This is a genomic window from Helicobacter himalayensis, assembly GCF_001602095.1.
In the GTDB taxonomy this organism is placed as follows: domain Bacteria; phylum Campylobacterota; class Campylobacteria; order Campylobacterales; family Helicobacteraceae; genus Helicobacter_F; species Helicobacter_F himalayensis.
The window spans coordinates 1090626-1110895 of sequence record NZ_CP014991.1 but is presented as its reverse complement, the minus strand read 5'-3'; the positions used below and the strand labels follow the sequence as shown (position 1 = coordinate 1110895).

The following is a 20270-nucleotide window of genomic DNA, read 5'->3' as shown; positions in this document are numbered from 1 at the left end:
TCATGGAAGAAATAAAAGATTTAAACATTCAAGAACTCGGCGATGATATTAGTTACAATGAATGCAGGGGCGCGAGGATTGCGGCTATTGGCGTAGGTGGTGGCGGGAGCAATACGATAAACTACCTCGTGCGTAAAAACACAAAAGATGGAATCACAATTTTCGCAGCAAATACCGACGCGCAACACCTCTCTAAAAATAGTGCAAAGCGCAAACTCCAGCTTGGTAAAAAGCTCACAAAAGGCTTAGGTGCGGGTGCGAAGCCAGAAATCGGCGAGCAAGCAGCCATTGAAAGCTATGAAGAGATAAAAGAGGCGCTAAGTGGTTTTGATATCGTCTTTATCGCGGCGGGATTAGGTGGTGGCACAGGCACGGGCGCTGCGCCACTGATTGCAAAAGCGGTGAAAGAAAATAATGCGCTTGCGGTTTCTATTGTCACTAAGCCTTTTCAGTCTGAAGGTAGAAAGCGCGCGAGAATCGCAGAAGAAGGCTTGAAAAAATTGCGCGAGGAAAGCGATTGTATCATCGTGGTGCTTAATGATAGAATGGTAAAAACTATCGGCAATAAAGATGGGCAACGCGAAGCGATGAATATGGTAAATGATGTGCTTGCAAATGCTGTGATAGGGCTTTCAAACATTATCCTTGGTGGTGGGGCAGATGATACAAATGTGGATTTTGCTGATGTGAGAACAGCTATGGAAAACAAGGGGCTTTCAATTATGAGTGTTGGCGAGCATATAGGCGAGGATGCGGCAAAAAATGCGCTAAATAAAGCTCTAAGTTCCCCAATGCTCGGCAATATTAACATACATGGCGCGACAGGGCTCATTGTATGCTTAGAAGCCCACCCTGACTATCCTTATAAGGAAGTCGATGCGGCGCGTTCAGATATGCTCGCGTATGAGACAGACGAGACGGATTTCGTTTTTGGTAGCTATTATGATGAGAGTCTCCCTATTGATGCGGCGCGTATCACAATCATCGCGACAGGATTCCAAGATGAAATCACCGATGGACCGGAAAATAAGAATCTCAATATGACTTCCGTAGCGCCTGTTTCATCAATGCGTGTAAGTGGCGGGGAAAGCACGCTTTTCTCAAGCAATACTTATGATAGAAGCAACCTTGACACACCTTCTTATATTCGCAAGCAACAAGATTAATTCTAAATCCATAATTAAGGGCGGGCAAGGCTCGCTCTACTTTTTTATTTGTAAAAACAGAATTTTAATAGAATTTATTTTGTGTATCATCTCGCGGAAGTCAAATCCCACTTCACCTCTACTCGTGTGTATATTTGGTGTTTTTTTGGTTGATTGGAATCTTAGATTCTCTCGTGTTGTTTGTAGATTTTAGAATCTTGTATGCAAAAAATAAGTGTTGCTCTGATGCGCAACTTATATTCCTTTAAATTCCCAAAAACTAATACCTCGCATCGGCGAGTGTGAGGGCGAAAAGCACATTTACACCATTTTTTGCAAGGCATTCGTGCGCTTGAGTGAGACTTAGTCCCGTGGTGATAATATCATCAATGAGCACCGCATCGCCCCGCGCGCCTTCGTAGATAAAATTTCTAGGATTGTTTAAGCGATATTCTAGGTTTTTGCCAGCGTAATTGACGCGATTTGTAGCGATAAGCTTGCTATATTGTGGGATAAACACACCTTTTGAAGCCTTGCAAAAAGCCCTTGTGATGATTGCTGTATGCGAGTAAAAACGTTCTAAATTATCATCTACACTAATAGCAAAAATCTTATTTGAGAAGTTATGGAAAATATCAGAATCCACACTCCGCTTAAATTGCTGGATTCTGCTGCGTTGATTGTCAGTTTGCAAATCCCCTAAAATTTTTGCAAAAAAATATTCCGCGCATTTTTGGGCTAATATTTTCAGAATCTTTGAGCCGATAAGCTCGTATTTTGTCTTTAAAAGATACTCTATATGGCTGTGTGGGTAAAAGCTATAAACTTGAAGTCCGGACTGCGCAGTGCGTGAGGTGGGTGTGAAAGGCATAGAATCTAAGCAAGATTTGCAAATCACAAAAAAGCTTAGATTTCCACATACAAGACATTTCATAGCCTAAGAGATAAGCATATCAATATGACTTGTAATGTTTTTGGTAATCATTGGAATCGGTAACGTGGCGTCAATCTTAATCGTGCGCACTTCAAGCAAATTTGCATAAAACTCTAAACGCTTTTGAATCTCTAGCATATATGACACACCGCGCTTTTCAATGCTGTCGTTTGCTTTGTCGCCAAGGCGCGCTTTGAGATTCTCTTCATCAAGGTAAAATAAAATACACAAATGCGGTTTAAGCCCACGCGTTGCGATATGATTGCATTCTAAGAGTTGCGCATCGCTAAGATTTTTTGCATACGCCATATTTGAAATAAGACTCCTATCAGTAATAATGAGCTTATGCGCTTCTAAATTTGGCTCCAAAACCTCGCTATAATGTTGCGCTCTATCGGATAGAAATAAGAAAAGCTCGCTCATCACATCAAGCTTATCCTTTAATACAATATTGCGCACCTTTTCCCCTAAAGGCGTGCCACCGGGCTCTCTGCTAAAAACTGCATGTGGATAATAATTTGCAAGATTTTTAAGCTGCGTGCTTTTACCCGAAGTATCAATCCCCTCCAAGGTCACATAAAACCCACTATTTGAAGTCTGAAAATCCATAATCACTCCTTTACTTAAGACTTTGTATATACTCGCTTATGCCTTCTGGCACAAGATGAGAAAAGCGCCCATTATACGCGATAATCGAGCGTACAACTGATGAACTAATAAAGGCATTTTGCAAATGTGGCATAAAATAAATCGTCTCTAACGCGCTATTTAGAGAGATATTAGCATAACCCATTTGCAGTTCATACTCAAAGTCGCTCACCGCGCGCAATCCGCGTATAAGCACTCGAGAATCTTTAAGCCTCGCAAAATCTGCAAGCAAGCAATCAAAACCTTCAATCACCACATTTTCAAGCCCACGCGTTGCGATTTGAAGCATTTCTATGCGCGCTTGCAGAGGAAACATAGGATTTTTAGAATGGTTTTTTGCCACTGCGATGATAACTTGCTCAAAAATCCCAATCGAGCGCTTAATAATATCCAAATGTCCGTTTGTAATAGGATCAAAAGTGCCCGGATAAATGGCGACTTTCTTAGCTTTCTCTTTCATTATGAGCGCGCCTTTTTATTTAAATTTTCAACTCTAAAAAAAACTTTAAATTTCTTGTCTCAAAATCTGCCATTGTAGTATAAAAAAGTTTAAATCCTAAGCAAAGAGTTTTTGCGCGCAAAATTAGCTTTTTAAAATTTAGTGAATCTGGAAAATATGTTACTTTTCTAAAACTTTTTAAACTTTTGCCATACTTTTCTTTGTTCTTTGTTATCAAGCTATATTAAGCTAAAAATTAGCGTACATAGTGCGGAATACAATAATGAAAGGAAAAGAATGAATAAGCTTCTAAGCATTGGAATTTGGGTCATTATCGCATTTGTCGGTGCGTGGTGCTTTGGCGTTTTAGCATTACATACGGGAGAGAGTATTTCAGCAGTGTGGATAGTCGTAGCAGCAGTGTGTATCTATGCTATTGCGTATCGCTACTATTCAAAATACATTGCGTTTAAGGTTTTAGGGCTTGATGATAATCGCGCCACACCAGCAGTGGTAAATAACGATGGACGCGATTTTGTGCCGACAAACAAAATCGTGCTTTTTGGACATCATTTTGCGGCTATTGCTGGGGCGGGTCCGCTTGTAGGTCCTATCCTTGCAGCGCAAATGGGATATTTGCCGGGTATGATTTGGATTGTCGTTGGTGTGGTGCTAGCTGGGGCTGTGCATGACTTCACCGTGCTTTTTATCTCTATGCGTAGGAATGGTAAATCTCTAGGTGAAATCATCAAGCTAGAGCTTGGCAAACCTGTGGGAACTATCACAATGATAGGGATTCTAGGCATTATGATGCTCATCATCGCTATTTTAGCCCTCGTGGTTGTCAATGCCCTAGCTGAATCTCCTTGGGGACTTTTCACCATTGCTATGACTATTCCCATAGCTATATATATGGGGCTTCATATGCGCTTTTTGCGTCCGGGCAAGATTGGTGAAGCGAGCATTATTGGCTTTGTATTGCTACTTTTGGCACTTTATTTTGGACGCGATGTGGCACAAAGTGAGACTTGGAGTGCATTTTTCAAACTTGATGCAGTTACACTCACCTACATTATGATTGGCTATGGCTTTATCGCGGCGATTTTGCCTGTGTGGTTCTTGCTCGCTCCTCGTGATTATTTAAGCACATTTTTGAAAATCGGCGTGATTGTGCTTATGGCGGGCGGGATTCTCATTGTTGCGCCAGAAGTGAGATTTGAAAGTGTTACGAATTTTATCGATGGAAGCGGTCCCGTATTTAGCGGGCAGCTTTTCCCATTCTTGTTTATTACCATTGCTTGTGGTGCTATCAGTGGATTCCACGCGCTCATCTCAAGCGGCACAACGCCTAAAATGCTTGAGAAAGAAACTCACGCAAGAATGGTAGGTTATGGTTCAATGCTTATGGAATCTGCCGTAGCTGTTATGGCTCTTATCACTGCTGTGATTCTTACTCCGGGCTTATACTTTTCAATCAATGTAGCCCCTGCTGGACTTGGCACTGCTGGTATTAAAGATGTTACAGAGGCTGCAGCGGTGGCTGCGCAGACCATTAGCAGTTGGGGATTTATTATCACTCCAGAGGAGATTTTGCATAAGGCACAAGAAATTGGTGAAACGAGTATTTTAAGCAAAACAGGTGGCGCACCTACATTTGCCATTGGCTTGGCATCTATTATTGCTGAAGTACCACTTTTCAACGCTGGGTCTGTGGCATTTTGGTATCACTTTGCTATTTTGTTTGAAGCACTTTTTATTTTAACAGCTGTCGATGCAGGGACGCGTGCTGGGCGCTTTATGGTGCAAGATGTGCTTGGCAATATTTATAAACCCATAGGCAATATTCACTCTATATTTTGGGGGATTGTGGCTACTTTGATATGTGTGGCTGGTTGGGGTTATGTGCTTTATCAAGGTGTAACCGACCCACAAGGTGGTGTAAAATCACTCTGGACGCTCTTTGGTGTATCTAACCAAATGCTCGCAGGAATGGCACTTCTCACCGTTATTGTCGTGCTTTTCAAAATGGGCAAAGCAAAGCTCGCGTGGGTGGCAATTCTCCCAACAATTTGGGTGCTTGTAAGCACACTCTATGCGGGAATCTTAAAGCTACTTCCGGCAAATGGTGAAAAAATTCATGATGCAGTAAGCCATATCGCGCTTTGGCAAAACAACAGCGCAAAGGCAAGTGCAAAGCTCGCAGAAGCAGCGGCAAGCACGGATTCTGCTGTGATTAACACGCTCACACAAGAAGCAGCCAAGCTTTCAACAATCGCGACAAATAACCTTATCAACGCTGTTTTATGCGCGTTGTTTATGTGCATAACAATTTTGGTGCTTATCCAAACTATCAGAATCTGCGCAAAATGCGTGCGTGGCGCAAACACGCTTCCACTTGCTGAAACTCCTTATATCAAACTTAGCGAAGTAGAGAATAAAGGTGCTCTCAATGTTGCCCACTAAGGATTCTGAGTCTCGCGCGCCACAAGCGCGTGAGGCTAGCACTTTGCGCGCGCGTGTGAAAAATATATATAAAAAATTTAAAGCGCTTTATGTCAAAAGTGATCGTTTTACGCATTTGCTCGTTGGAGTTCCAAGCTATTCAAAATACCTTGAACATATCAAAACCAAGCACCCAGAAGCAATCCCAAAGACGCAAAAAGAATTTTTTAAAGAAGTATTAGCGCAAAAATACGGCGCTGGAAGCTCAAAATGCTGATAAAAGAATGAGGTGCAAGTTTGCACAGACAAAGTTCTTTTTAGATTGTTCTATCATGCATCTGGATTAGGTGACTCTTAGCTCCGCGTTCATATTCAGTGCCTTTTGTTGGATAGAATTCATGGATTCTATGAGGCTATTTTATTATTTTGAGAGTCTTTGTATTGACATTATTGTCTTTGCTGAAATGTTCCGCTTTGACTTCAAGGTTCAATAGCCATATTCACCTTTTGCTGATGAGAAACCCAAATGCTACACAATTTCGAAAGCATAGAATCTAAATTAAATAAGTGTTTCCTCATGGATTTGTGGTTGTTTTGTAAAAAGTTTTTGTAATTTTATTTGGCATCTTTTCATAATTTTTCGTGGAAGCAAGCAAGTGTAGTGCCAAGCCTTAGCATATATTTTTTTATTCATTTCGAGTTTTTCATATTCTTCTAAAAACTCCAAATACTCATCAATCATTGGGCAAAGCAAGGCAGTCAAATCACCATTTAGATTCTGATTTGATAGATTCCTTGTCTCAAAATCAACAACAATACCCTCATTAATAACGAGTAAAAACCCCACTACTCCAACACAATCTAAGCGCCGATAAGCTGGGTTATTGATAAATGGTGACCAGTGCTTTTGAATAGAGATTTTACTATTAGGGGGGGGGGGCATTAAAGCGTTGTTAAGCATATTTATAGGAATCTCCTCGCCCAATCTTACAGTTGTCGGCGTGCTGACATAAAAAGAATCTTTCACACTAAACACACAATTTATCGCACTTGTTTCATATACCATACTTGCTTTTTTATTTTCTATCAACATTGGCGCACCAAAAAAACGGAAATTAAAATCCTTTAATCCTCTACTCCATGTATGTATGCCAATAATTTTTGCACCATTACATTGTGGCGGGAAAGCAAGAGAGTCTCCCGCATAAAGCATATAGGTTTCCTCGCTATAGCGGGAATTTTGCATAAATTTAAGGTGAGATTCTTTAGCGCAGCCTTGCATTTCTTTAGCTGTAAGTATCTTAAACTTCGCACCAGTGTATTTTGGCATAGTGCAAGAGAGTGAGAAATCCTCAATATACTTAGCTATTTTGCGCCCTAAGATTCTCATTATGACAAGTGGCGGATGAACACTATCAGCACTTTTTGCATAATCCTCTAAATTATGCTCCTCATAAAAGCGCGCCACATCGACAAAATTAAAGCCAAATTCCACACACAAGGCACGATAAAAATCATTTATAGGCTCGGTGTAAAGCTGTTTGCAGTCATAGCGAGGCAACAAAAGAACACAAACTTTTCTTTTTAATTTATGTAATGTCTCAAAGCACCAGCGTGCATTACGTTTCAACACTTTCAAAGATGCGCATTCTAGCTCATTAGCAAACGCGCCAATATCATTCAAACTTTTTTCAAACACAATCAAATCCGCATTTTGCAAAATCTCTACATTCCGAGGGCGCAATAGCTCATAGAGTGCCTGAATACTATTTGTCCCCCCCCAACGCGAGATTATGCACCTTATTACCAAGCTGTGCTAGTCCATTAGCCAACCCTTCCTTTAAGACGGCATTGCTCCCACCCAGCAAAACGATTGATTTTTCTGCGCGCATGTTTGCCTTTCAAAAATTATATTTGCGGATTGTAAAATATTTTTTCTTAAAAAGAAAGTTTGAAGTAAAAGGTAAGAATTAAAAAGTGAGCAGAATCTAGAGCTTTCTTAAAAAATCAAAGCCCCAGATTCTAAAAATCCTAAAAACCAAATCCTAGAAATGCAAGCCCAACATAAGTTGTACATTATGCATTGTGATGCTTGATTTGCTGCCGATTATGTCAGGATTCTGGTAAGTGTATTGCAAGCTCACTGCCAAAGGTAAAACCGCAGGTTTGAGCTTAATACCGGCATTATAAGCGACTGTGTCATCAAACCACTTATTAAACTGCGAGTAGTTTGCGCCAATGTAAGGTGTCAAGCGAAGCACGACAAGCCCAAAGTTTGTTCCAATAGATGCGCCATACTGCGTATTGCTAAAAGCTCCTCTATTGCCTTGCTTAGAATAATAATCAAACTTCGCCTGTGGTGCGACTACAATGCCAAGTGTGCCTAGCCAAACCCTCGCATAACCACCATAGTTTGTTGGACTATATTCAAGAGGACTTTTAACCTTTGCTTTACCTGCTACCACGCCTATTTCTGGACTAATCTCAAGGATACCCAAATCAATCGCCGAGCTTGCGCTAAATGTGCTAAATACACCAAAAACTAGTGCTAAAAGCGTTTTTTTCATTTTTTCTCCTTTGTGAAAAATTTTTCAAAGTAAATCAAGCTCTCAAGCTAGAGGCTTTTAGCAAGATTTAAGACGATGAAATCGACAAATCATAGCATAAAAGTAGAATCTATTTCTTAAATTTCCCATTTCACTTAAGACTAAAGCCCAAAAAAAGCCCTGCTTTTACTTTGTTTCTAGGAGATTATTTAAGATTCCCTCACCTTTAATTTAGCTAAACATAAATCGATATTTTAATTTTCTTTTGCTACAATCGCGGACTTCTTAAAAAATTATCAAAAAAATATCGAATCGCAAAAAAGGAGTTTTTCATATGGAAATTGATTATTACGAGGTCTTAGAAGTTACACGTACAAGCGACAAAGAGAGCATCAAAAAATCTTACCGCAAGCTAGCACTCAAATATCACCCTGATAGAAATCCCGATAACAAAGAAGCGGAAGAACGCTTTAAGCTTATCAATGAAGCCTATGAAGTGCTAAGCGATGACAATAAACGCTCAATTTATGATAAATACGGCAAGCAAGGCTTGCAGGGTGGGGCTGGTGGATTTGAAGGCTTTGACGATATTTTGGGCGGTTTTGGCTCGATATTTGAAAACTTTTTTGGCGGTGGCTTTGGTGGTGGCGCACAAAAACGCAACACACAAAATCTTGATTCTATCCAAGAGCTTAAACTAAGCTTTAAAGAAGCTGTGTTTGGCTGCAATAAGCAGTTTAGCCACACTTACAAAGTGCTTTGCGAATCTTGCTCGGGCAGTGGGGCAAAAGATGGCAAACTGCAAACTTGCGCCACTTGTGGAGGTGCTGGCAAAACCTATATAAGACAGGGCTTTATGACATTCGCACAAACTTGCTCTGCGTGCAAAGGTAATGGGCAAATAAAAGTAGAATCTTGCTCTATATGCAAAGGCAAAGGCCACAAAACACAAGAAGAAAACTTTGAAGTGCCAATCCCTGAAGGCGTGGATAATGGCAACAAACTACGCATACAAGGTAGAGGAAACGCCGACACAAAAGGCAAAAGAGGTGATTTGTTCTTAGTATTACGCGTTGAAGAAGATGAAAACTTTATTCGCGATGGGGAAAATATCTATATCCAAGTGCCGGTGTTTTTTACCGCTATTTTGCTAGGACAAAGCATTTCTATTCCATCACTGCGGGGCGAGCTAGAGTTAAAAATCCCAACAAATACAAAAGATGGCGCGCAGTTTGAATTTAAAAATGAAGGTGTGAAAATCCTCAATTCAAAGCAATATGGAAGCTTTGTAGCTGAAATCTCTATCGTGTATCCCAAAAAACTTACAAAAGAGCAAAAAGAGCTTGTGATGAAGCTTAATGAAAGCTTTGGACAAGAAAGTGTTCCGCATAAAAGCGCGCTAGAGCAGTGTTTCAAAAAAATAAAATCGTGGTTTGATCGCTAAAATGAATTTGCGTGTGATATGTGCGTTGCTACTGCAATGCGCGGTATTTGTGGCGTGTAGCGATGTGCGCAATACCTCAATGATCCCAACCACAAATGTGCAGAATCTAGAGTTAAGCAAAAAGCTAGAACGCAAGGTACAAAACTCGCGCAAAGCTGAAATTATCGAGGGCAAAAGCGCGTCTTATGTTGCGATTGCGACTTATTTAAATGATGTGGATTACATCAAAGAGCCACGCGAAGTGTTTTTAGTGGAGCTGTATGAAAAAAAGCCAAATCCAAATATCCAAAAGTTCCTAAATTTCAAGCTTAGCTCAAGTGACATTAGCCAAGATTCTCTTTTTATCACGCGCTTGAAGCCTTCGCAATATACTGATATTTTGCGCCCCAAAAACCCCTACAATGCGCTTTTTATTGTGGAATTTGAAAGCATTAGCAAAAAGCATAGAGAGACGATGAATCTGCAACTCTCCATCAAAAATGGGGACGAAAATGTGGGCGTGATGCTTTTTGACTTCGGCTATGCCATGTTAAAAAGCAAACTCCGTTAATGCGACTAGATAGCGCGCTGTTTTCTTTAGGGCTATTCCCCAGCCGACAAAAAGCAAAAGAAGCTGTGCTTGAACAAAAGGTGCGCTATAAAGGACAAATCCTTTCAAAGCCCGCACTCGAGGTTACAATAGAAGCAGATTCTGAAAATATAGATGAAAAACCTCAAGCAATTTTTCCCAAAGACTTGCAAATTATAGATTCTCTTGTGGGGCGGGCAGGATACAAATTGCGTGCATTTTTAGACGAAGGGATTTTAACGCAGGCTGGACTTAGCTTAAAAGGTGCGAGTGTACTTGATATTGGCTCAAGCACAGGAGGATTTGCACAAGTTTTGTTGCAAGAGGGCGCAAAGTCCATCACCTGTGTAGATGTTGGAAGCAATCAGTTGCATAAGTCCTTGAGAGAGAGCGAAAAAATCACGCTGTATGAAAATTGCGATGTGAGGGAGTTCGCTAAAATGCCTAGCCAAAAAAGCGCGTATTATGATTTGCTAACTTGCGATGTGAGCTTTATCTCGCTATTTTGCATACTAGATTCTCTTTTAAGCTTTGATTGCCCTTATTGGCTGCTGCTTTTTAAACCACAATTTGAAGTCGGAAAGCTCGCAAAGCGCAATAAAAAAGGCGTAGTGATAGATGAAAAACTTATACAAAATGCGTTGGAGAATTTTTGCGTGCATTTAGCCAAAACACATCTTTTATCTATACACAAAAGCCAAATAAGCGGAAAGGAGGGAAATAATGAAATCTTTATCTTTGCCAAACGCGCATAATATCACAAGCCTTGCCATTGGGAAATTTGATGGTATGCACCTAGCCCATAGCACGCTTTTAGGAAGGCTAGATTCACAAGGCGCATTACTTTGCATTGAGACTTCAGAATCCTGCGCGCTCACACCAAAGCACACAAAAGAGCGTTATACGAAATATCCGATTTTTTACCTTCCTTTAAGTGCGATAAAAAACTTTAGCGGTGCGGAATTTGCGCGCTTTATCATACAACGTTTTACAAACCTTAAAAAACTTGTCGTGGGCTATGACTTCCGCTTTGGGAAAGATCGCGCATTTGGGGCAAGCGACCTAGAGTTTTTATTGCCACAGCTAGAAATTATCGTTGTGGAGGAGTTTTGCGTCAATGAGATTGGCGTGCATTCAAGCCTTATAAAAGAATTTATCGCCACAGGAAATTTTAAAATGGCAAATTCGCTTTTAGGGCGCGCGTATAGCATTTTGGGCGCAAGCGTGCAGGGGCAAAATCTCGGCTCAAAAGAGCTTTTCGCAACAATTAATATACAATGCAATGGTTACTTTTTGCCAGAAAATGGCGTGTATGCGACTTTGAGCAAAATCACTTGTGATGACTTGCAGGATTCTAAAACGCGCACTTTACTTGCGCCTTTTGCTGATAGATATCTAAAAAGTGTGAGTTTTATTGGCAATCGCCTAAGCACGGATAGGGCTTTTAGCATTGAGACGCATATTTTAGAAGCCTTTATCCCTATTCTGCCTCCGATTTTAGAAATCTCTTTTATCCAAAAACTGCGTGATAATAGGCATTTTCAAAATCGCCACGAACTAAAAAATCAAATCACTATCGATATTGCGCAGGCAAAAATTTTGCTTGAAAAAAGAGAGTTGTAAAAGATAGAATTAACAAATTTAAAAACTTAAAGGAGAAACTATGCAAAAAAGTGTCATTGTGCCTGTGGCAGAGGGATTTGAGGAAATTGAATTAGTGAGCATTGTGGATATTTTACGCCGTTGTGGGATAAAAGTTACGCTAAGCGCGCTAGATTCACATTTAGAAGTGCGAGGCGCGCACGAAATCACGCTCAAAGCACAATGCGCGATTGATACGCTTGCGCCAAAGGATTTTGACGCGCTTATTCTTGCTGGCGGATATAAAGGTATGCAAAATATGCGTGCAAGCAAAGAATTGCACTCGCTAACCCATAGGCTTAAAGCCCAAGGTGTGCTTATTGCAGCTATTTGCGCCGCGCCTATTGCGCTAAAAAGTTTTGGGCTATTGCAGGGCGCTTTTACTTGTTATCCGAGCTGTAAAGAGAAAATAGCACAAACAAAGCCCGCGCAAGAATCTATACAAGATTCTAACAAGCAAGAATCTAGCACACAAGATTTTGGCGCGCATTTTGTGGATTCTCACATTGTGCTAGATTCTCACACACTTACCGCGCAAGGTCCAGCAAGTGCGATGCCTTTTGCGCTGTGCTTAGCAGAATTACTTCACACAAGCCATACGCAAAGCTTCCAAAGAGAATCTGCCTTTTATCAAAACGCGCAAAATTTCACTAGTCAAGTTGTCAAAGAGGTCGCGCTTGACTTGCTTTATGCAAAATAAGTGCAAAATTTTGCAGTATTTTAAAGTTACATAAGCATTCTTAAGCTACAATTGCCATTTTTTTTGAAAACTTAGGCAACACCTTTTAAGGAGAAATTTATGGAGCAAACACTCTCGATTATCAAGCCTGACGCGGTTAAAAAGGGCGTTGTTGGAAAAATCATTGATAGATTTGAAAGCAATGGACTAAGAATCGCAGCAGCAAAAAAATTGCAACTTACAACAAAAGACGCACAAGAATTTTACGCAATCCACAAAGAACGCCCATTTTTTGGGGATTTGGTAGAATTTATGATAAGCGGTCCTGTGGTTGTTATGGTGCTTGAAGGCACAAATGCGGTGAGTAAAAATCGTGAGCTTATGGGCGCGACAAACCCAAAAGAAGCAGCCAAAGGCACTATCCGCGCAGACTTTGCAGATAGCATTGACGCAAATGCAGTGCATGGGAGCGATAGCTTAGAAAACGCTAAGAATGAAATTGCGTTTTTCTTTGCAGCTCGCGAAATTTGCTAAATTTATAGAATCTTAGGTTATAAAGAGTTAATTTTTTGCAATGAAAATCGCATTTAAAAAACTCGCCAAATCCACACCAAAAGAATTTGAATGTCTGCAAAGTGGGGCAAATGGTGAGTTAGAAAATGCATTAAAACTTAGTGGCTCGCTTGTAAGGCTGGATTCTCAAGTTGTGAAGTTAGAAGGGGCTTTGTGCGGGGATTTGGAACTTATTTGCGCGCGTAGTGGCGAAAGCTTTATAAAAACATTTGATGAGCCTTTGGTTTTGTATATTTCAGATGGACTCTGGGATACACAAAACCAAAGTGTGCTTGATGGCTTCGATGTTATCGAGTTTTTCGATGGTTTTATTGATGTAGATTTTGTCTTGCATAGTGAGATAGAATCTATAAAATCCGACTACCACATAAAAGGAGAATAATATGGCTGTTCCAAAAAGACGAGTAAGCAAAACACGCGCAGCAAAGCGCAGAACACACTACAAAATCACTCTCGCACAACCTGTGAAAGATAAAGATGGAAGCTGGAAAATGCCTCATAGAGTCAATAAATTTAGCGGTGCATATAAAGGCTAAAGCACCACTTCCGCAACGCGCGGAGCTACTTGCAATTGCAAGCACAGAATCTACTTTAACCTTTAAGGGGTGGCAATGCAAAAAATCGCAATTGATGTAATGGGTGCTGATAATGGCGTGCAACCCATTGTGCTGGGAGTTGTCGCGGCACTTAGGACACGAAATTTTCGAGCTATCATTGTGGGTGATGAGGAGCAAATCCTTCCGCTTATCCCGCAGGATTTAAATACGCGTGTGGAGGTTATCCACTGCCTTGATTACATTAGAATGGAAGAAAGCGCCTCCAAAGCTACAAAACGCGAGACTTCTTCTATCTATATAGCTACTGAACTTGTCCGCGATGGTCTAGCCGATGCACTTGTTTCACCCGGACATAGCGGGGCTACGATGAGCTTAGCCACCTTACGACTAGGTAGGATTAAAGGCGTCTCACGCCCTGCTATCTGCACCACAATGCCTACAATCAACCAAAACCTAAGTATAATTCTCGATGCGGGTGCAAACACCGACTGCAAGCCAGAATATTTGCTCGATTTTGCGGTGATGGGCTATGAATACGCAAAAAGCGTGCTAAACTTCCCAGCCCCGCGCGTTGGCTTGCTTTCAAATGGCGAAGAGGACACGAAGGGCAATGAACTCACAAAAGCAGCTTTTGGCTTACTTAAAGAGCTAGAATACTTTAAGGGCAATGTCGAAGGGCGCGATATTTTCAATGGAAGCACTGATGTGATTGTGTGCGATGGCTTTAGCGGGAATCTTGTCCTAAAGGCGAGTGAGGGTGTAGCAAGCGCAATTTCGACAATTATCAAAAGTGAAGTAAAAAAGAGTATTTTAGCAACCATCGGCGCGCTTTTGCTTAAGGGCGTCTTTGGTGCGTTAAAGAAAAAAATCGATCACAGCGAATATGGTGGCGCGCCACTTTTGGGTGTGCAAAAAGTCGTTATCATAAGTCATGGTAGCTCAAATGCGCGTGCGATTGAATGTGCAATATATCAAGCCTTAAACGCGCTAGATTCTGAAATTTGTTCAAAACTCGAAGAAGTCTTTGCAAAAAGAGTCGCGCAAAAGGTTAAAAATCCTTAGAGCTTGGTAAATTAAAAGGTAAGGTATGAGTAAAAAAATCTTTGCGTCATTAATATCCATAGCCTCCTATGTGCCTAAAAACTGCGTAAGCAACGTGGAATTTGAAAAACACCTCGATACAAGCGATGAGTGGATACGCAAGCGCACGGGGATACAGACGCGCTATTTTGCAGATTCTGCGCAATACACAAGCGACTTAGCCTATGAAGCGGGGAAAATAGCGCTAAAACGTGCAAACATCGAGCCTAGTGCGATTGATGCTGTGATTGTAGCGACCTTAAGCCCGGATTACCTCACGATGCCATCCACCGCGTGCTTAGTCTCTGCAAAATTAGGGATTGAGGGCAAAACTGCCTTTGATATTAGTAGCGCGTGCAGTGGCTTTATCTACCTACTTGGCATTGCAAAATCTTTCATAGAATCTGGCGCGTATAAAAATGTGCTTATCATCGGCGCAGAAAAACTAAGCTCGGTGATTGATTTTAACGATAGAAGCACCTGTGTGCTTTTTGGCGATGGGGCAGGCGCTGCTGTTATAAGCGCGACTGATAATCCAAAAAAAGCCATTGTAGATGTGCATTTAGGCGCAAACGGCAATTACAGCGATTTCCTACTTACGCCACGCACACAAGCATTTAACCCCTACGTTGAATCTGACGCAAAAGCTAACGCGCAAGATTCTCATTTGCAAGATTCTAACGCAAATCCCTTGCAATGTATCCAAATGAAAGGTAATGAGACCTTTAAGCTCGCGGTTAAAACGCTTAGCGATGATGTCAAAAGGATTCTAAAAGCCAATAATCTTAGCTCCAAAGATATTTCATTTTTTATCCCACATCAAGCAAATTTACGCATTATCAACGCTGTTGGCGCGAGCCTAGAGTTTGAAGAGGAGCAAATTATCATCACCGTGCAAAAATACGGCAACACCTCGGCTGCGTCCATTCCAATGGCGATTGATGAAACCTATAAGCAAGGGCGCTTGAAAAATGGTGATTTGCTTTTGCTTGATGCCTTTGGTGGCGGGCTCACTTGGGGTTCTGTGCTTGTATATTTTAATGGCGCATAAAAATATTTATGTCCCAAAGCGATAAGCGCACGCAAGATTCTAGCGGGCTTTTGGGCTTCACTCTACAAGAGACAGCACAGGGCATTTATGAAGTTAAAGGGTCAAGATTCTTAAGTTTTCTCACTCCAAGTGCGCAGGAAGACTCGCTTTTGCAATCCTTAAAATCCGCGCACCCAAAGGCAGTGCATTTCGTGCGTGCAAGCAGGATTCTCAATCATTGCAACCAAATTGCAGAATCTTTTAGCGATGATGGCGAACCAAAGGGAAGCTCTGGCGTGCCTTGTCTTAATGTTTTGCGCGGGGAAAATTTGCTAAATTGTGCGTGCATTGTGGTGCGCTATTTTGGTGGGACTTTGCTTGGCGTTGGTGGGCTTGTGCGCGCTTATACAAATGCCTTGCAAAATTGCGTTCAAGAAGCAAAAACTCGCAATCTTTTAAGCCCGCTCATTCCTCAAGGCACGCTTTCTCTCACTATTCCTTATTCCCAACTCTCAAAGCTAGAATACGAGGCAAAAAAGCTTGGGCTAAACCTACAAAAAAGCGCATTTTTAGAATCTAGCGTGCAAATTTCGCTACTAGGAGCGCAAAATTCACTAGATTTGCTCAAAAATAAGCTATAATGCGCGCTTGCAAAAATCTGCGCCTAAGGAGAAAAGATGGAATTTTTTAGCGAACATTACTTGGGGATTAAAGCCCTGCATTTGGTTGCGCTTATTTCTTGGATGGCGATGCTTTTCTACATTCCGCGCCTGTTTGTCTATCACATTGAGAATATTCACAACAGCGAGTTTGTCAAAATCGTGCAGATTCAAGAAAAAAGGCTTTATACTTTTATCGGCTTACCCGCAGTGATAGTGACTTTTGCAAGTGGCACTGGACTTGTTTTGGCAGATTTTCCACATATTTTTCAAAGCGGTGGGTGGTTTCACGCAAAGCTTAGCGTTGTGCTTTTGCTTTTAGTTTATCATCTTTCGTGTGGCGCGTTTATACGCTCTTTGGCTAATGGTAGTTGTAAAAAGAGTGGCAAATTTTTTCGTATTTTTAATGAACTTCCAACCCTTGCGCTCATTATTATTGTAGTGCTTGTGGTGTTTAAACCTTTTTAAAATTTTGTAAAACAAAGAGGAATGGGTATGGCAAAGCTTTGGGGCGGACGCTTTGAGTTAGAATCAAGCAAGCTTTTGGAGGATTTCAACGCCTCTATTGGCTTTGATTGCCAAATGTGGGAAGAAGACATTCAAGGCTCGCGTGCGCACGCTAAGATGCTTCATAAGATTGGAATCTTGCAGCAAGATGAGCTAGATTCTATTCTGCAAGGTTTAGAGCAAATCACACAACGCTTTAAAGAAGGTACTTTTGCGCTTAAAAATAGTGATGAAGATATTCATATGGCAATAGAATCTGCCCTTACAAATCTCATCGGCGAAAGTGGCAAAAAACTTCATACCGCGCGCAGTCGCAATGATCAAGTCGCACTTGATTTCAAGCTCTACACCCTTAAGGCAAATGGGCAATTGCGCGCACAAATTTTGGAGCTTATGCAAACTTTGCTTGATATTGCGCGCAAGCACACACACACGCTTATGCCCGGAATGACGCATTTGCAACACGCTCAGCCCGTGAGTCTTGCATTTCATCTTGTAGCGTGGTGCTGCAATTTCTTGCGCGATGTGAAACGTTTGGAATCTACTTTTACGCGCAATGATACTTCCCCGCTTGGCTCTGGCGCGCTAGCTGGCACACCATATGGGAATGATAGGGAGTTTGTCGCGCGTGAGCTTGGGCTAAGTGCGCCTAGCCTCAATGCGATGGATTCTGTGAGCGAGCGGGATTTTGCGTTAGATTTACTTTATGATATTGCGATGCTGATGATGCATATTTCGCGCGTGAGCGAGGAGCTAGTGCTGTGGAGTAGTGCGGAGTTTGGCTTTGTGACTTTGAGTGATTCTTTTTCAACTGGAAGTTCGATAATGCCGCAAAAGAAAAATCCCGATGTGCCCGAACTTTTACGTGGCAAAAGTGGGCGCGCTTTTGGGAATCTGCAAAGTCTGCTTGTAGTGATGAAAGGCTTACCTTTGGCGTACAATAAGGATACACAAGAGGATAAAGAGGCAGTTTTTGATAGCATTAAAACTGCACAAATTTGCCTTGAGACTTTAAACGCGTGCTTAAAAACTACGCAATTTAACTCACAAAATATGCTTAAAATGGCACAAAGCGGGCATTTGAGCGCGACTGATTTGGCAGATTTTTTAGTAAAAAAATGCAATATCCCTTTCCGCGATGCACACCATATCACCGGTAGAATCGTAGCCTACGCGCAGTCTCAAGGCAAGGATTTAAGCCAACTAAGAGAGGAGGAATTAACAAGCATAGATTCTCGCATTCCTAAAGAGGCAAAAAAAGTGCTTGATTTGCAATCCAGTATGCAAGCACGCAACTCACTTGGTGGCACAGCCAGTGTGCAGGTAGAATCACAAATCAAAACCTTACAAGATTCTCTTAATTATGCGCAAGAAAATCTCGCACAAACTAAGCTTGCGACATTTAACCTCAGAGGAGAAAAGCGTGCAAAATAAGCAAGAACAGATTATTGGAATGTTTGATGCTATCGCGCAAAAATACGACAGGGCAAATCACACCCTAAGTCTTGGCATTGATATTTCTTGGCGCAGAGAGGCGTGCGTAAGGGCTTTTAGCGCTTTGCAAGATTCCATAAATCACCCGCTTATTATCCTTGATGTAGCGTGTGGGAGTGGCGATATGATAAAGCATTGGTATAATGTCGCAAATATGCAAGGTGTGAAAATCGCGCAAATTTATGGCTTTGACCCATCAGCAAATATGCTTGAAGTCGCAAAGGCAAAGCTTGAGGGCTACAAGGACACACATTTTGTGCAGGGCGAAGCAAAAACATTGCCATTTGAGGATAATAGTGTGGATATTCTCTCTATCGCCTATGGTTTGCGCAATGTGCTTGAATACAAGCAGGCGTTGAGCGAATTTGCACGCGTACTAAAAAAAGGTGGCGTGCTTGTGGTGCTAGAATTTTTAAAAAGTGAAAAACCCACGCTTTTAGGGTGCATTGCGAGCTATTACACGCGCAAGATTCTGCCTTTGCTCGGCGGGGTGATTACTTCAAATTTTAAGGCGTATCAATATTTGCCAAATTCTATTGAGAATTTTATCTCAGTGCGCGAACTTGAGGAATTATCACAAGAAAGAGGCGTGCAAAAAAACTTTTGTAAAACATATAGCGCGGGAATCTCCACACTTTTTATTGGAATAAAGGGGTAAATAATGTCATTGCAAAGTTTTATACATACAAATAATACACGTACATCAAGTTTTGATTTACATATGGTTTTTGAAGCATTATGCGTATTTATACCTTGCTTGTTTATCCCTTTTAGTGCTTCGATAGCCTTTTTTGTGGGATTAGCTTCACTTTTTTTGCTCTCTTTTTTTTATCCATCACGATTTGCACGCATTTCCTTAGCCCTCATTATTATGGTATCAGGTTCGGTAACTTATGGGGATATACTTTTTTTAGGAATGGGCGATCAAGGGATTTATTATTCAACATATCTTGATATGGTGTATAAAAATTATGACGCCATCTTTTCCTTTAATCAGGGAGTAGAATTTATCGTTCCGTTATATTATGCTTTTCTTTCTCTTATTTTTGGTTATATTGATGGCGTTCATTTTTTGATGCTTAGCTCATTGAGTATGGCTACTTTGTTCTATATTTGGTTAGAGAAATATGAGTTGCCAAAGTTTAGCAAAAAAGAAGCCGCTTTATGTGTATGTCTTGCGTTGCTTATGTTTTCATATTATCAAGCAGCACATTTACAGCGTCAAATGTATTCGACAATATTTATTCTTTTTGCCCTCAGCCAAAAAAGGCGCTTGCCTATGATTTTTTTCTTGGTTTTTGCTTTTTGTTCTCATGTAAGCGCAATTTTCTTTTTTATCATTTATTATTTACTGCGTCATCACACAAAGGTAGGTTTTATTCTTATTGGGGTATCGTGTTTTCTTATACTTTCTTCTATGCTTATGCCCTTTTTGTTTCAGTATGCTAATGTTATGGGTGATATATTTGCTTCAAAGTTAGGATACTATGTTTATCAAAACTTTTACACGAGTTTTGCGAGTATAGTAACTAAAATGCCTTTGTTTGTGATAATAGTAGTTCTTTGCTGGCATTATAGAGACAAGATTGATAAAAGTTGGGTCTATATCATTCTTGGTTATGGAATTTTTATGTTTTGTGCGAATTTGGGTTATACGCACTTTATGCATAGGGCTTCTCCTATATTTCTTTATATACCGCTTGGATTCTTTCTCTTTTTAGTTTTTCGCAATAATACTTTCTTGCTTTACAGCAGTGTTATTGTTGTATTTTTTGCCCAAATCTATATTACTTATATTTGGCAGCCTAACTTTGTAGCAGAGAGACAAGCAATGTATCATTATGGGGTAGGTGGAGATTGGTTCTACTTTTTGCTTAATTAAAA

General features: G+C 40.9%; 23 protein-coding genes. 18 read left to right on the top strand and 5 right to left on the bottom strand.

The window, feature by feature from the left end; translation table 11 throughout:
- Window positions 1-2: 2 nt before the first annotated feature.
- A complete protein-coding gene (gene ftsZ, locus A3217_RS05385; protein WP_066388740.1) occupies window positions 3-1166 on the top strand; it encodes a cell division protein FtsZ in 1164 nt (387 codons plus the stop codon).
- A 259-nt stretch (window positions 1167-1425) separates the two neighbouring features.
- On the opposite strand, the gene A3217_RS05380 is transcribed toward ftsZ, so the two are convergent.
- The 3 genes from A3217_RS05380 to coaD are packed head-to-tail and all read right to left on the bottom strand — an operon-like array spanning window position 1426 to window position 3187.
- On the bottom strand, window positions 1426-2079 hold the full coding sequence (locus A3217_RS05380) for a hypothetical protein (RefSeq protein WP_066388739.1): 654 nt from the start codon (window positions 2077-2079) through the stop codon (window positions 1426-1428).
- Between the two features lie 3 nt (window positions 2080-2082).
- Window positions 2083-2688, bottom strand: coding sequence for a dTMP kinase (tmk, locus tag A3217_RS05375; protein ID WP_066388737.1), 606 nt, complete (start codon window positions 2686-2688; stop codon window positions 2083-2085).
- 10 nt (window positions 2689-2698) lie between these two features.
- The gene (coaD, locus tag A3217_RS05370) at window positions 2699-3187 is read right to left on the bottom strand and encodes a pantetheine-phosphate adenylyltransferase (protein ID WP_066388732.1); all 489 of its coding nucleotides are present in this window, start codon (window positions 3185-3187) and stop codon (window positions 2699-2701) included.
- Window positions 3188-3463: 276 nt separating this feature from the next.
- On the opposite strand from coaD, the gene A3217_RS05360 reads away from it, so the two are divergent.
- Both A3217_RS05360 and kcuS read left to right on the top strand, forming a co-directional pair.
- Window positions 3464-5629: a carbon starvation CstA family protein gene (locus A3217_RS05360; RefSeq protein WP_066388730.1), complete on the top strand. Its 2166-nt coding sequence runs from the start codon at window positions 3464-3466 to the stop codon at window positions 5627-5629.
- Between the two features lie 55 nt (window positions 5630-5684).
- A complete protein-coding gene (gene kcuS, locus A3217_RS05355) occupies window positions 5685-5885 on the top strand; it encodes a KCU-star family selenoprotein (protein ID WP_066389744.1) in 201 nt (66 codons plus the stop codon).
- A 282-nt stretch (window positions 5886-6167) separates the two neighbouring features.
- Here the strand turns inward: kcuS and A3217_RS05350 are convergent, their stop codons facing one another.
- Both A3217_RS05350 and A3217_RS05345 read right to left on the bottom strand, forming a co-directional pair.
- Window positions 6168-7352, bottom strand: coding sequence for a hypothetical protein (locus tag A3217_RS05350; RefSeq protein WP_156471865.1), 1185 nt, complete (start codon window positions 7350-7352; stop codon window positions 6168-6170).
- Window positions 7353-7653: 301 nt separating this feature from the next.
- Entirely contained in the window at window positions 7654-8175 is a 522-nt protein-coding gene (locus A3217_RS05345; RefSeq protein WP_066388727.1) for a hypothetical protein, read from the bottom strand.
- 313 nt (window positions 8176-8488) lie between these two features.
- Between A3217_RS05345 and dnaJ the strand changes: the two genes are divergently transcribed.
- The 15 genes from dnaJ (at window position 8489) to A3217_RS05270 (ending at window position 20268) form a co-directional block, all read left to right on the top strand.
- Entirely contained in the window at window positions 8489-9598 is a 1110-nt protein-coding gene (gene dnaJ / locus A3217_RS05340) for a molecular chaperone DnaJ (RefSeq protein ID WP_066388726.1), read from the top strand.
- A gap of 13 nt (window positions 9599-9611) precedes the next feature.
- On the top strand, window positions 9612-10148 hold the full coding sequence (locus A3217_RS05335) for a hypothetical protein (RefSeq protein ID WP_231860203.1): 537 nt from the start codon (window positions 9612-9614) through the stop codon (window positions 10146-10148).
- Window positions 10148-10921: a TlyA family RNA methyltransferase gene (locus A3217_RS05330; RefSeq protein ID WP_066388724.1), complete on the top strand. Its 774-nt coding sequence runs from the start codon at window positions 10148-10150 to the stop codon at window positions 10919-10921. Before A3217_RS05335 ends, A3217_RS05330 begins: the two co-directional genes overlap by 1 nt.
- Complete coding sequence (locus A3217_RS05325; RefSeq protein ID WP_066388720.1) at window positions 10890-11789, top strand: bifunctional riboflavin kinase/FAD synthetase; 900 nt, start codon at window positions 10890-10892, stop codon at window positions 11787-11789. The genes A3217_RS05330 and A3217_RS05325 overlap by 32 nt, the downstream gene beginning before the upstream one ends.
- Window positions 11790-11829: 40 nt before the next feature.
- Window positions 11830-12507 (top strand): DJ-1 family glyoxalase III, encoded by a 678-nt coding sequence (locus tag A3217_RS05320; RefSeq protein ID WP_066388719.1) that lies wholly within the window; start codon window positions 11830-11832, stop codon window positions 12505-12507.
- Between the two features lie 99 nt (window positions 12508-12606).
- The gene (gene ndk, locus A3217_RS05315; protein ID WP_066388718.1) at window positions 12607-13020 is read left to right on the top strand and encodes a nucleoside-diphosphate kinase; all 414 of its coding nucleotides are present in this window, start codon (window positions 12607-12609) and stop codon (window positions 13018-13020) included.
- Between the two features lie 40 nt (window positions 13021-13060).
- On the top strand, window positions 13061-13441 hold the full coding sequence (locus A3217_RS05310) for a hypothetical protein (protein WP_066388717.1): 381 nt from the start codon (window positions 13061-13063) through the stop codon (window positions 13439-13441).
- 1 nt (window position 13442) lies between these two features.
- Window positions 13443-13595: a 50S ribosomal protein L32 gene (gene rpmF, locus A3217_RS05305; RefSeq protein ID WP_066388716.1), complete on the top strand. Its 153-nt coding sequence runs from the start codon at window positions 13443-13445 to the stop codon at window positions 13593-13595.
- Between the two features lie 75 nt (window positions 13596-13670).
- The gene (gene plsX / locus A3217_RS05300; protein WP_066388715.1) at window positions 13671-14678 is read left to right on the top strand and encodes a phosphate acyltransferase PlsX; all 1008 of its coding nucleotides are present in this window, start codon (window positions 13671-13673) and stop codon (window positions 14676-14678) included.
- Between the two features lie 25 nt (window positions 14679-14703).
- Window positions 14704-15747: a beta-ketoacyl-ACP synthase III gene (locus A3217_RS05295; protein ID WP_066388714.1), complete on the top strand. Its 1044-nt coding sequence runs from the start codon at window positions 14704-14706 to the stop codon at window positions 15745-15747.
- 8 nt (window positions 15748-15755) lie between these two features.
- Window positions 15756-16367 carry a YigZ family protein gene (locus A3217_RS05290; RefSeq protein WP_082807886.1) on the top strand — a complete coding sequence of 204 codons (612 nt, stop codon included), beginning with the start codon at window positions 15756-15758 and terminating at the stop codon, window positions 16365-16367.
- 36 nt (window positions 16368-16403) lie between these two features.
- Window positions 16404-16853, top strand: coding sequence for a protoporphyrinogen oxidase HemJ (gene hemJ / locus A3217_RS05285; protein ID WP_066388710.1), 450 nt, complete (start codon window positions 16404-16406; stop codon window positions 16851-16853).
- Window positions 16854-16880: 27 nt separating this feature from the next.
- On the top strand, window positions 16881-18326 hold the full coding sequence (gene argH / locus A3217_RS05280) for an argininosuccinate lyase (RefSeq protein WP_066388709.1): 1446 nt from the start codon (window positions 16881-16883) through the stop codon (window positions 18324-18326).
- The gene (ubiE, locus tag A3217_RS05275; protein WP_066388708.1) at window positions 18316-19044 is read left to right on the top strand and encodes a bifunctional demethylmenaquinone methyltransferase/2-methoxy-6-polyprenyl-1,4-benzoquinol methylase UbiE; all 729 of its coding nucleotides are present in this window, start codon (window positions 18316-18318) and stop codon (window positions 19042-19044) included. The genes argH and ubiE overlap by 11 nt, the downstream gene beginning before the upstream one ends.
- Window positions 19045-19047: 3 nt before the next feature.
- Window positions 19048-20268, top strand: coding sequence for an EpsG family protein (locus tag A3217_RS05270; protein ID WP_066388707.1), 1221 nt, complete (start codon window positions 19048-19050; stop codon window positions 20266-20268).
- The last annotated feature ends 2 nt before the right edge of the window (window positions 20269-20270 follow it).

Excerpts from the sequence above, each read along its gene's own strand:
- ftsZ (WP_066388740.1), top strand. The coding sequence starts at position 3 with ATGGAAGAAATAAAAGATTTAAACATTCAAGAACTCGGCGATGATATT.
- A3217_RS05380 (WP_066388739.1), bottom strand. The coding sequence starts at position 2,079 with ATGAAATGTCTTGTATGTGGAAATCTAAGCTTTTTTGTGATTTGCAAA.
- tmk (WP_066388737.1), bottom strand. The coding sequence starts at position 2,688 with ATGGATTTTCAGACTTCAAATAGTGGGTTTTATGTGACCTTGGAGGGG.
- coaD (WP_066388732.1), bottom strand. The coding sequence starts at position 3,187 with ATGAAAGAGAAAGCTAAGAAAGTCGCCATTTATCCGGGCACTTTTGAT.
- A3217_RS05360 (WP_066388730.1), top strand. The coding sequence starts at position 3,464 with ATGAATAAGCTTCTAAGCATTGGAATTTGGGTCATTATCGCATTTGTC.
- A3217_RS05345 (WP_066388727.1), bottom strand. The coding sequence starts at position 8,175 with ATGAAAAAAACGCTTTTAGCACTAGTTTTTGGTGTATTTAGCACATTT.
- dnaJ (WP_066388726.1), top strand. The coding sequence starts at position 8,489 with ATGGAAATTGATTATTACGAGGTCTTAGAAGTTACACGTACAAGCGAC.
- A3217_RS05330 (WP_066388724.1), top strand. The coding sequence starts at position 10,148 with ATGCGACTAGATAGCGCGCTGTTTTCTTTAGGGCTATTCCCCAGCCGA.
- A3217_RS05325 (WP_066388720.1), top strand. The coding sequence starts at position 10,890 with ATGAAATCTTTATCTTTGCCAAACGCGCATAATATCACAAGCCTTGCC.
- A3217_RS05320 (WP_066388719.1), top strand. The coding sequence starts at position 11,830 with ATGCAAAAAAGTGTCATTGTGCCTGTGGCAGAGGGATTTGAGGAAATT.
- ndk (WP_066388718.1), top strand. The coding sequence starts at position 12,607 with ATGGAGCAAACACTCTCGATTATCAAGCCTGACGCGGTTAAAAAGGGC.
- A3217_RS05310 (WP_066388717.1), top strand. The coding sequence starts at position 13,061 with ATGAAAATCGCATTTAAAAAACTCGCCAAATCCACACCAAAAGAATTT.
- rpmF (WP_066388716.1), top strand. The coding sequence starts at position 13,443 with ATGGCTGTTCCAAAAAGACGAGTAAGCAAAACACGCGCAGCAAAGCGC.
- plsX (WP_066388715.1), top strand. The coding sequence starts at position 13,671 with ATGCAAAAAATCGCAATTGATGTAATGGGTGCTGATAATGGCGTGCAA.
- A3217_RS05295 (WP_066388714.1), top strand. The coding sequence starts at position 14,704 with ATGAGTAAAAAAATCTTTGCGTCATTAATATCCATAGCCTCCTATGTG.
- A3217_RS05290 (WP_082807886.1), top strand. The coding sequence starts at position 15,756 with ATGTCCCAAAGCGATAAGCGCACGCAAGATTCTAGCGGGCTTTTGGGC.
- hemJ (WP_066388710.1), top strand. The coding sequence starts at position 16,404 with ATGGAATTTTTTAGCGAACATTACTTGGGGATTAAAGCCCTGCATTTG.
- argH (WP_066388709.1), top strand. The coding sequence starts at position 16,881 with ATGGCAAAGCTTTGGGGCGGACGCTTTGAGTTAGAATCAAGCAAGCTT.
- A3217_RS05270 (WP_066388707.1), top strand. The coding sequence starts at position 19,048 with ATGTCATTGCAAAGTTTTATACATACAAATAATACACGTACATCAAGT.